Here is a 9,286-nt window from a genome sequence, read left to right as displayed (position 1 = left end):
GTCGATGCCGGCTATGTCCCGAACGACTTTCAGGTCGGTCAAACCGGCAAGATCGTCGCGCCGCAACTGTACGTTGCGGTCGGCATCTCGGGCGCGATTCAGCACTTGGCCGGCATGAAAGACTCGAAGGTCATCGTCGCGATCAACAAAGACCCCGAAGCGCCGATCTTCAGCGTCGCCGATTACGGTCTCGTCGGCGATCTGTTCTCGGTCGTGCCGGAACTGGTGAAAGAGCTCGGCTAACCGCGCCATGTGAGTCGAACACTCACCAAAAAATAAGAAAGGGCGCGACGAACGTTGCGCCCTTTTTTTGTACCCGAAAATTGAAACAGGAGGAGACAGGACGATGAGCTATCGCGCACCCGTCAAGGACATGTTGTTCGTAGTGAAGGAGCTGGCGGATATCGACCGCATCGCCGCGCTGCCCGGTCACGAAGACGCGGGCTTCGATACGGCGCAGGCCGTCGTCGAAGAAGCCGCGCGCTTTTGCAGCGAAGTAATCGCGCCGCTGAACGTCGAAGGCGATCGCAATCCAAGCGCCTGGGCGAACGGCGAAGTCACGACGACGCCCGGCTTCAAGAGCGCGTTCCGCCAGTTCGCGGAAGGCGGCTGGCAAGGCGTCGTGCATCCGGCGGACTTCGGCGGACAGGGCTTGCCGAAGCTCATCGCGACGCCGTGCATCGAAGCGCTCAACTCGGCGAATCTCTCTTTCGCGCTGTGCCCGCTGCTCACCGACGGCGCAATCGAGGCGCTCCTCACCGCCGGCAGCGACGAGCAGAAGGCGCGCTATCTGCCGAAGTTCATTAGCGGCGAATGGACCGGCACGATGAACCTCACCGAGCCGCAGGCGGGTTCCGATCTCGCGCTTGTGCGCACGCGGGCCGAGCCGCAGGGCGATGGCACGTACAAGGTCTTCGGCACGAAAATCTTCATCACGTACGGCGAACACGACATGGCGAAGAACATCGTCCATCTCGTGCTCGCGCGCACGCCCGATGCGCCCGAGGGCGTGAAAGGCATCTCGCTCTTTCTCGTGCCGAAGTTCCTCGTCAATGACGACGGCTCGCTCGGCGAGCGCAACGACGTGCATTGCGTGTCGATCGAGCACAAGCTCGGCATCAAGGCGAGCCCGACGGCCGTGCTGCAATACGGCGATCACGGCGGGGCGACCGGGTATCTGATCGGCGAGGCGAATCGCGGCCTCGAATACATGTTCATCATGATGAACGCGGCGCGTTTTGCGGTCGGCATGCAGGGTGTCGCGATCGCCGAGCGCGCGTATCAACAGGCGGTCGCGTACGCGAAGGAGCGCGTGCAGAGCCGTCCCGTCGATGGCAGCGCGAAGGAGCCGGTGACGATCATCCATCACCCCGACGTGCGCCGCATGCTCTCGACGATGCGCGCCTACACCGAAGGCGCCCGCGCGCTCGCCTACGTCGCAGCGTCGCACAGCGATCTCGCGCACGGCCATCCGGACGATGACGCGAGGAAGAGTCATCAGGCGATCTACGAATATCTCGTGCCGATCGTGAAGGGCTTTTCCACGGAAATGTCGGTCGATGTCGCGAGTATCGGCGTGCAGGTGCATGGCGGCATGGGCTACATCGAGGAGACGGGCGCGGCGCAGCATTATCGCGACGCGCGCATTCTGCCGATCTACGAAGGCACGACGGCGATTCAGGCGAACGACCTCGTCGGCCGCAAGACCGTGCGCGATGGTGGCCGTGCGGCGCAAGCGCTGCTCGCGCAGATCGATCAGACGATCGCCGCGCTCGCCGAAGTGGATGGCAAGCCGTTCAAGTCGATGCATCGACATTTGAGCGCGGGAAGTCTGTCGCTGGCGCGCGCGATCGAGTTCATCGTCGCGAAGTTCAAGAGCGACCCGAACGCGGTGTTCGCGGGCAGCGTGCCGTATCTGCGGCTTGCGGGCATCGTGTTGTCCGGATGGCAGATGGCGCGCGCGATGCTCGTCTCGCAGGCGAAGCGCGCGGAAGACGAGCGCTTTCATTCCGCGAAGATCGCGACAGCCGAGTTTTTCGCGGAGCACATTCTGTCGCTGGCTCCTGGGATCGAGGCGTCCATCATCAGCGCGAACGGCGGGGAAGGCGTGCTCGCACTCAGCGAAGATCAGTTCTAGAAACGACAAAGCGCCTTCATCGAAGGCGCCTTTGCTTTGCTTTGATGCGACAACGCGAATTACGCGTTCGCGTATCCCGGACGCGTCTTCACGCCGACGTCGCCGAAATAGCGATGCACCGAAAGGTCGTCCGCGCGGATCGCGGGCTGCTTGCCGGACATGAGATCGGCGAGCAATTGGCCGGAGCCGCACGACATCGTCCAGCCGAGCGTGCCGTGGCCCGTGTTCAGGAACAGGTTCGGCACCGGCGTGCGGCCGACGATCGGCGTGCCGTCAGGCGTCATCGGGCGCAGGCCGGTCCAGAACGTGGCGTTCGTGGTGTCGCCGCCGCCCGGGAAGAGGTCGTTCACGCACATTTCGAGCGTTTCGCGACGCGCCGCTTTCAGCTTCTTGTCGTATCCGACAATTTCCGCCATGCCGCCCACGCGGATGCGGTCGTCGAAACGCGTGATCGCGATCTTGTACGTTTCGTCGAGCACGGTCGACACAGGCGCGCGGTTCGCATCGACGATCGGCGCGGTAATCGAATAGCCCTTCAGCGGATAGACCGGAATCTTGACGAGATCGCCGAGCAGTTTCGGCGAATACGAGCCGAGCGCGACGACGTACGAATCCGCCGTCACCAGTTCCTTGCCGCACTGCACGCCGGCGATGCGGCCATTCGCGACGGCGAGTGCGTCGATCGACGTGTTGTAGCGGAACTTGACGCCGAGCGCTTCGGCCATTGCGGCGAGCCGCGTGGTGAACATCTGGCAGTCGCCGGTTTCATCGTTCGGCAGACGCAGACCGCCCGTCAGCTTGTGCGACACGGCGGCGAGCGCGGGTTCGGCCTTCTTGAGTTCGTCTGCGGTGAGCAGCTCGAACGGCACGTTCGCGTCTTTCAGCACGGCGATGTCCTTGCCCGCGCCATCGAATTGCTGCTGCGTACGGAACAGTTGCAGCGTGCCCCCCGTGCGGCCTTCATAGGAAATGCCCGTGTCCGCGCGCAGCGCCTGCAGGCAGTCGCGGCTGTATTCGGCGAGGCGGACCATGCGGCCCTTGTTCACCGTGTAGCGATCTTGCGTGCAGTTACGCAGCATTTGCCACATCCATTGCAACTGATTCATCGTGCCGTCGAGGCGGATCGCGAGCGGCGCGTGCTTTTCGAACATCCACTTCACGGCTTTGAGCGGCACGCCCGGCGCGGCCCACGGCGATGCATAACCGGGAGAGATCTGTCCGGCGTTCGCGAAACTCGTTTCGAGCGCGGGGCCGGCTTCGCGATCGATGACCGTGACTTCGTGGCCGGCGCGAGCAAGGTAATACGCGCTCGTCACGCCGACGACGCCGCTTCCGAGAATAACGATTCGCATGTGATCTCCAATTCGATTTCGCTGGACAGCCGGCCAAACCTGCGACACGCTGTCCGTCTAGTGTTATCGCCTATAGTATTGAGATCAAAGCAGTTTTAGTTATTGTATTTGGTCGATTTTTAGGAAAAAGAAATGCGAACGCAGCGAAATCCGGTCCGCACGCTCGACAAGCTCGACCACAAGATCTTGAACATCCTTCAGGAGGACGGCCGCATCGCGATGAAGGATCTGGCGGAGCGCGTCGGATTGTCCGTGACGCCGTGTATCGAGCGCGTGAAACGCATGGAGCGCGACGGTGTCATCGTCGGCTATTACGCGCGCGTGAATCCGACCGAACTCGGCGCGGCGCTGCTCGTGTTCGTCGAGATCACGCTGGATCACAAAAGCGGCAACATGTTCGAGCAGTTCCGGCGCGAAGTGCAGAAGATTCCCGAAGTGCTCGAGTGTCATCTCGTGTCGGGCGATTTCGACTATCTGATCAAGGCGCGGATCGGCGAAATGGCGGACTATCGCAAGCTGCTCGGCGACATCCTGTTGCAACTGCCGGGCGCGGTTCAGTCGAAGAGCTATGTGGTGATGGAGGAGATCAAGGAGACGCTGAAGATTCTCGTCGAGACGTGATTTTTCGCTTGCGACGAAACGTCGATACTGTATATTTGTACAGTATCAATCGTTGGATTTTGTCGCAAATGTCATCGCCGGATCGTGAATATCCCGTCGCGCCGCCCGCTCCGTTGAAGGGGCGCGGCGCGGTCACGAACATCCAGGGCCGCTACGAGAAGGACGAGCGCGAGCGCGTCGACGACGGCTGGCTGCACGCCGCGGATGCCGAGGACGAGAGCGCACCGCCGCTGCGCACGCAGGTGTTCGAAGAGCGCGCCAAAACCATCCTCACGCGCAACAGTTCGCCGGATATTCCGTTCTCGGTATCGCTCAATCCCTATCGCGGATGCGAGCACGGCTGCATCTACTGTTTCGCTCGTCCGACGCACAGCTATCTCGGACTGTCGCCCGGCCTCGATTTCGAAAGCCGCATTTACGCGAAGATCAACGCGCCCGAATTGCTCGAACGCGAACTGGCGAAGCCGAACTACGAGCCCGAGCCAATCGCGCTCGGCGTCAACACGGACGCGTATCAGCCGGTCGAACGGGATCTGCAACTCACGCGGCGCGTCATTCAGATGCTGCACGACTGCGGCCATCCGTTCGCGGCGATCACGAAGAGCTCGCTGATCGAGCGCGACATAGACCTGCTCGCGCCGATGGCCGAACGCGGCCAGATGATGGCGGCGATCACAGTCACCACGCTCGATGCCGATATCGCGCGCACGCTCGAACCGCGCGCGGCTACACCTTCGCGGCGTCTGCGCACGATTCGCACGCTCGCGGAGGCGGGCATTCCAGTGGGCGTGAGCATCGCGCCGGTCATTCCGTTCGTGACGGAGCCGGACCTGGAGCGTGTGCTGGAAGCGTGCGCAGAGGCGGGCGCGACGACCGCGAGCTATATCGTGCTGCGTCTGCCATGGGAAGTCGCGCCGCTCTTCAAGGATTGGCTCGCCGCGCATTTTCCCGACCGCGCGGACCGCGTGATGAGCCGCGTGCGCGATATGCGCGGCGGCAAGGATTACGACTCGGATTTCTCGAAGCGCATGAAAGGCGAGGGCCTTTGGGCCGACATGCTGAAACAGCGCTTTCAGAAGGCGACGAAACGTCTTGGGCTTAATGCAAGACAGCGCGGGATTCTCGATATGTCCGAGTTTCAGCGACCGGCGAAACGGCCGTCGCCGCCGGCGAGCCCGCAGCTCGATTTGTTCTGACGTTCTATTGCGACAAAGTCTTCGCGGCTGCGACCTGGCCTTCGAAATAAGTCTGGAACGTGAGCGCGAGACCGGTCATCAGCAGAAATGCGCCGATCAGCAGCGAAAAGATCACGACGAAGATCACGGTCCAACCGGAGCGGCTTTCGCGTCCCGTGTGCGCGTTGAATTGCGCGTCCCACTTGGCGTCCGGGCGCAGGCCGTAGACGAGCGCGGAGAGGAAAGCCGCAAGCAGCGAGATTGACCCGGGAAACGCCAGCGCCCAGCCGAGAATCGACGTGCGCTCCGTTTCGGCGAGCAGCAGATAGCCGAACGCACCCATTACGATACCGACGATATGCGCCCAGCCGTACTTGTCGCGCATTCCATAGAGGTAGAAGCGATGCAGTCCGATATAGCCGAACAGGAACGCCAGCGCGGCGGTCAGCGTTTTCGAGCGGAAGTATGGCGGAACCTGCTTGCCGGCCGGCTTGGAGCCGGATTGCGTGGCGACGGACGAGGAAGTCATCAGCGAAAGCGGTGGTGGATTGAGGCGGACGCCGGTCTGACATTTTACGCCTACCGCCGAGCACGCCGCCCATGGCACGTTGCCGCATCGGCGTGATTTCCGGTATCCGGCAACGCGCCGAATTCTTGCCGAACTTGGCGTCACATGCAAAAAATGCGTTAAGTGTTTGTTAGAGCGTCGGAATCCGGCTATAATCGCCTGTTCTCGTTGTTCCGAACCCCGGTTTTCAAGGATTTCAGCATGGTCATCATCCGCTTGGCTCGTGGCGGCTCGAAGAAGCGCCCGTTCTACAACATCGTCGCAACCGACTCGCGTAGCCGCCGTGACGGCCGCTTCATCGAGCGCGTGGGTTTCTACAACCCGGTCGCGACCAAGGGCGAATCGCTGCGCATCGCGCAAGATCGCCTGACGTACTGGCAAGGCGTTGGCGCGCAACTGTCGCCGACCGTCGAGCGTCTCGTCAAGCAAGCTCAGCAAGCCCAGCCGGCTGCTTGAGTTCGCTGAGCCGACGCTGTAGTAAACGCTCGAAACCTGCCCAAAGGTTCGCCGATGTCCGCGCGCGATTCTGAATCCGGCCGCGCATCGGAAAACATCGGCCGAACGAAGCCGGGGCAAGATGAAAGTTCCGCCACGTTTGGCGCGTTCGTCCGCAAGCCGGGCGCGCGCCGCGTGGCGGGCGACGTTTCGGGTAGCAACAAAGGCAGCGATAAAGGCAGCATTCAGCCGGAAGCCGCAATCGAGCGGGTCGAGGCTTTGCCCGAAGACGCCGTCGAAGTCGGTTTTATCGCCGATGCGTACGGTCTGAAGGGTTGGGTCAAGATCGTTCCGCACGCGAACGGCAAGCAGGGCGGCGACGCGCTGCTGAGCGCCAAACGCTGGTGGCTCGTCAAAGGCCGCGATCGCAAGTCCGCGCGCTGCCTGCAGTCGAAAGTGCACGCCGATACCATCGTCGCGCGTCTGGCCGGCTGCGATGACCGCGATGCGGCGCTCGCGCTGAAGGGCCATACGGTGAATATCGCGCGTGGCGATTTCCCGAAGCTCGACAGCGACGACGAATTTTACTGGGTCGATCTGATCGGCCTCGATGTCGAAAATGAAGCTGGCGTTGCGCTTGGTCGCGTCGCCGATCTTATCGACAACGGCGCGCATTCCATTCTGCGGATCGAGTATCCGGATACGAACAAGGACGGCGCGCCCGTCACCGGCGAGCGGCTCATTCCGTTCGTCGGCGTATATGTGAAGACGGTGGACCGGGCGGCGAAGCGTATCGTCGTCGACTGGGACGCCGATTATTGAACATCGGCACGTTACGGAGAGAGCGATGCAGTTCGATGTCGTAACGCTCTTTCCCGAAATGTTTCGCGCGCTGACCGACTGGGGCATCACCAGCCGGGCGGTGAAGCAGGAGCGGTTCGGTCTGCGCACGTGGAATCCGCGCGATTTCACCACGGACAACTACCGCACCGTCGACGATCGCCCTTACGGCGGCGGCCCCGGCATGGTCATGCTGGCGCGCCCGCTGGAAGACGCGATCCATGCGGCGAAGGCTGCGCAGCGCGAGCAGGGCATCACGTCGACGCGCGTCGTGATGATGTCGCCGCAAGGTGCGAAGCTGGATCACGATCGCGTGATGCGATTCGCGCAGGAACCCGGTCTCGTATTGCTGTGCGGCCGTTACGAAGCGATCGATCAGCGCCTGATCGACCGTGAAGTGGACGAAGAAGTGAGCCTCGGCGACTTCGTGCTGTCCGGCGGAGAACTCCCCGCCATGGCGCTGATGGACGCCGTAGTGCGTCAGTTGCCGGGTGTGCTGAACGACGCGCAATCGGCGGTGCAGGACAGTTTCGTCGATGTGCTGCTCGATTGCCCGCACTACACGCGTCCGGAAGAGTACGACGGCGTGCGCGTTCCCGATGTGCTGCTCGGCGGCCATCACAAGGAAATCGACGCCTGGCGCAGGCGCGAAGCATTGCGCAACACATTCAACAAGCGACCCGATCTGATCGAACGGGCGCGTCGCAGCAAGATGTTGAGCCGTGCCGATGAGGCGTGGCTCGCAGAACTCGCGAAGGAAGCGTCGAAGCCCGCATAGGTTTCGAGCGGACGAGCGGGAAAATGGGGGCGTCGAGTGGTATCGGCGCCTGAAGCAAACCCATCCTCTACCGGGGCCTGACTCAATACAAGGCACACAACTCCGGCAAGATGGCACAAGGAGTCAGTAATGAATCTGATTGAGCAACTCGAGAAGGAAGAGATCGCACGCGTTCTGGGCGAGAAGAGCATCCCCGACTTCGCGCCGGGCGATACCGTCGTCGTCAACGTGAACGTGGTCGAAGGCACGCGCAAGCGTGTTCAGGCTTACGAAGGCGTCGTCATCGCGAAGCGTAACCGTGGCCTGAACTCGAACTTCATCGTCCGCAAGATCTCGTCGGGCGAAGGCGTCGAGCGTACGTTCCAGACCTACTCGCCGCTGCTCGCGAGCATCGTCGTGAAGCGTCGTGGCGATGTCCGCCGTGCGAAGCTCTACTACCTGCGCGAGCGTTCGGGCAAGTCGGCTCGAATCAAGGAAAAGCTGGTGTTCAAGGACAAGTCTGCTGCTTCCGCAGAGTAAGTCCCTCGCCAGACGCAGTACGAAAAAAGCACCCCTCGGGTGCTTTTTTCTTTGGTGTGTTCAAATTGAGGCTTCCACAGAACCGTTCTCGACCCGTGTCCACCGGAAAGACTTCGACTCCCCGCATCCTCGAACCCGAAACGATGCCCGTCCTCTCGACGGGCGAGACACTCCCGCCCGTTCCGCCCGAGCGCCTCACGCCTGAAGGCTTGCGCGCGCGTTTCGCGATGGATCTCGACTGGGCGCAGGAAGAGCGCGAGCAGCGCATCAAGGCGATCGGCGGCGATCCGCGCGTGGCGTCCGTGCTGGTGCCGCTCGTCGTGCGCGAGGGCGGCTTGACCGTGCTGCTGACGCAGCGCGCCGATCATCTGTCGGATCACGCGGGGCAGATCAGTTTTCCGGGCGGCCGACGCGAGCCCGAAGACGCCGATGCCGCCGCCACCGCGCTTCGCGAAGCCTACGAAGAGGTGGGGTTGGGCGCGGAGCATTGCGAGGTCATCGGCGCGATGCCCGAGTATCTGACGGGCACGGGTTTCAAGGTGACGCCGGTCGTCGCGCTCGTGAATCCGCCATTCACATTGAAGGCCGATACACGCGAAGTCGCCGATATCTTCGAAGTGCCGCTCGCGTGGCTCATGAATCCCGCGAATCATGAAGTGCGGGTCTTTCGCTGGGAAGGCGGCGAGCGTCGTTTTTTTGCCATGCCATACAGCCCCGGCGACGGGAAGGCTCCATATTTCATCTGGGGCGCAACGGCTGGCATGTTGCGCAATTTCTATCGCTTCCTCGTGGCTCGCGCGTGACGGCGCGAAAAGTCCGCGCCCTTGTTGCGCGTTGCGCAAATACTTAGCGCATTAAAGG

General features: G+C 62.3%; 11 protein-coding genes. 9 read left to right on the top strand and 2 right to left on the bottom strand.

The genetic code is table 11. The features are described from left to right. Both NCS67_RS09365 and NCS67_RS09360 read left to right on the top strand, forming a co-directional pair. Window positions 1–243 (top strand): electron transfer flavoprotein subunit alpha/FixB family protein (locus NCS67_RS09365; RefSeq protein ID WP_250434993.1); only part of this gene is annotated, 243 nt, incomplete at its 5' end. 103 nt (window positions 244–346) lie between these two features. Further along, window positions 347–2,137, top strand: a complete 1,791-nt coding sequence (locus NCS67_RS09360; RefSeq protein WP_250434992.1) for an acyl-CoA dehydrogenase — start codon at window positions 347–349, stop codon at window positions 2,135–2,137. Between the two features lie 59 nt (window positions 2,138–2,196). On the opposite strand, the gene NCS67_RS09355 is transcribed toward NCS67_RS09360, so the two are convergent. Beyond that, window positions 2,197–3,489 carry a D-amino acid dehydrogenase gene (locus NCS67_RS09355; protein WP_034472691.1) on the bottom strand — a complete coding sequence of 431 codons (1,293 nt, stop codon included), beginning with the start codon at window positions 3,487–3,489 and terminating at the stop codon, window positions 2,197–2,199. Window positions 3,490–3,621: 132 nt separating this feature from the next. On the opposite strand from NCS67_RS09355, the gene NCS67_RS09350 reads away from it, so the two are divergent. Further along, window positions 3,622–4,110, top strand: coding sequence for an Lrp/AsnC ligand binding domain-containing protein (locus NCS67_RS09350; RefSeq protein ID WP_008342349.1), 489 nt, complete (start codon window positions 3,622–3,624; stop codon window positions 4,108–4,110). Between the two features lie 68 nt (window positions 4,111–4,178). Next, the gene (locus tag NCS67_RS09345) at window positions 4,179–5,306 is read left to right on the top strand and encodes a PA0069 family radical SAM protein (protein ID WP_250434991.1); all 1,128 of its coding nucleotides are present in this window, start codon (window positions 4,179–4,181) and stop codon (window positions 5,304–5,306) included. A 4-nt stretch (window positions 5,307–5,310) separates the two neighbouring features. On the opposite strand, the gene NCS67_RS09340 is transcribed toward NCS67_RS09345, so the two are convergent. Continuing rightward, window positions 5,311–5,814: a TM2 domain-containing protein gene (locus NCS67_RS09340; protein ID WP_250434990.1), complete on the bottom strand. Its 504-nt coding sequence runs from the start codon at window positions 5,812–5,814 to the stop codon at window positions 5,311–5,313. Between the two features lie 240 nt (window positions 5,815–6,054). On the opposite strand from NCS67_RS09340, the gene rpsP reads away from it, so the two are divergent. From rpsP to NCS67_RS09315, 5 genes are all read left to right on the top strand, one after another. Further along, entirely contained in the window at window positions 6,055–6,309 is a 255-nt protein-coding gene (gene rpsP / locus NCS67_RS09335) for a 30S ribosomal protein S16 (RefSeq protein WP_008342343.1), read from the top strand. 54 nt (window positions 6,310–6,363) lie between these two features. Further along, complete coding sequence (rimM, locus tag NCS67_RS09330; protein ID WP_034472683.1) at window positions 6,364–7,110, top strand: ribosome maturation factor RimM; 747 nt, start codon at window positions 6,364–6,366, stop codon at window positions 7,108–7,110. A gap of 25 nt (window positions 7,111–7,135) precedes the next feature. Further along, entirely contained in the window at window positions 7,136–7,906 is a 771-nt protein-coding gene (gene trmD / locus NCS67_RS09325) for a tRNA (guanosine(37)-N1)-methyltransferase TrmD (RefSeq protein WP_008342340.1), read from the top strand. Window positions 7,907–8,035: 129 nt separating this feature from the next. After that, window positions 8,036–8,425 carry a 50S ribosomal protein L19 gene (rplS, locus tag NCS67_RS09320; RefSeq protein ID WP_008342338.1) on the top strand — a complete coding sequence of 130 codons (390 nt, stop codon included), beginning with the start codon at window positions 8,036–8,038 and terminating at the stop codon, window positions 8,423–8,425. A gap of 143 nt (window positions 8,426–8,568) precedes the next feature. Next, a complete protein-coding gene (locus NCS67_RS09315; RefSeq protein ID WP_008342336.1) occupies window positions 8,569–9,228 on the top strand; it encodes a CoA pyrophosphatase in 660 nt (219 codons plus the stop codon). Window positions 9,229–9,286 lie beyond the last annotated feature (58 nt).

The organism is Caballeronia sp. ATUFL_F2_KS9A (assembly GCF_023630765.1).
GTDB lineage: Bacteria > Pseudomonadota > Gammaproteobacteria > Burkholderiales > Burkholderiaceae > Caballeronia > Caballeronia zhejiangensis.
The sequence above is the reverse complement of the archived record's forward strand: the minus strand, read 5'-3'. Positions and strand labels throughout refer to the sequence as shown.

Coding starts and splice junctions, on each gene's coding strand:
- NCS67_RS09340 (WP_250434990.1), bottom strand. CDS start 5,814: ATGACTTCCTCGTCCGTCGCCACGCAATCCGGCTCCAAGCCGGCCGGC.
- NCS67_RS09350 (WP_008342349.1), top strand. CDS start 3,622: ATGCGAACGCAGCGAAATCCGGTCCGCACGCTCGACAAGCTCGACCAC.
- NCS67_RS09355 (WP_034472691.1), bottom strand. CDS start 3,489: ATGCGAATCGTTATTCTCGGAAGCGGCGTCGTCGGCGTGACGAGCGCG.
- trmD (WP_008342340.1), top strand. CDS start 7,136: ATGCAGTTCGATGTCGTAACGCTCTTTCCCGAAATGTTTCGCGCGCTG.
- NCS67_RS09360 (WP_250434992.1), top strand. CDS start 347: ATGAGCTATCGCGCACCCGTCAAGGACATGTTGTTCGTAGTGAAGGAG.
- NCS67_RS09345 (WP_250434991.1), top strand. CDS start 4,179: ATGTCATCGCCGGATCGTGAATATCCCGTCGCGCCGCCCGCTCCGTTG.
- rimM (WP_034472683.1), top strand. CDS start 6,364: ATGTCCGCGCGCGATTCTGAATCCGGCCGCGCATCGGAAAACATCGGC.
- rplS (WP_008342338.1), top strand. CDS start 8,036: ATGAATCTGATTGAGCAACTCGAGAAGGAAGAGATCGCACGCGTTCTG.
- NCS67_RS09315 (WP_008342336.1), top strand. CDS start 8,569: ATGCCCGTCCTCTCGACGGGCGAGACACTCCCGCCCGTTCCGCCCGAG.
- rpsP (WP_008342343.1), top strand. CDS start 6,055: ATGGTCATCATCCGCTTGGCTCGTGGCGGCTCGAAGAAGCGCCCGTTC.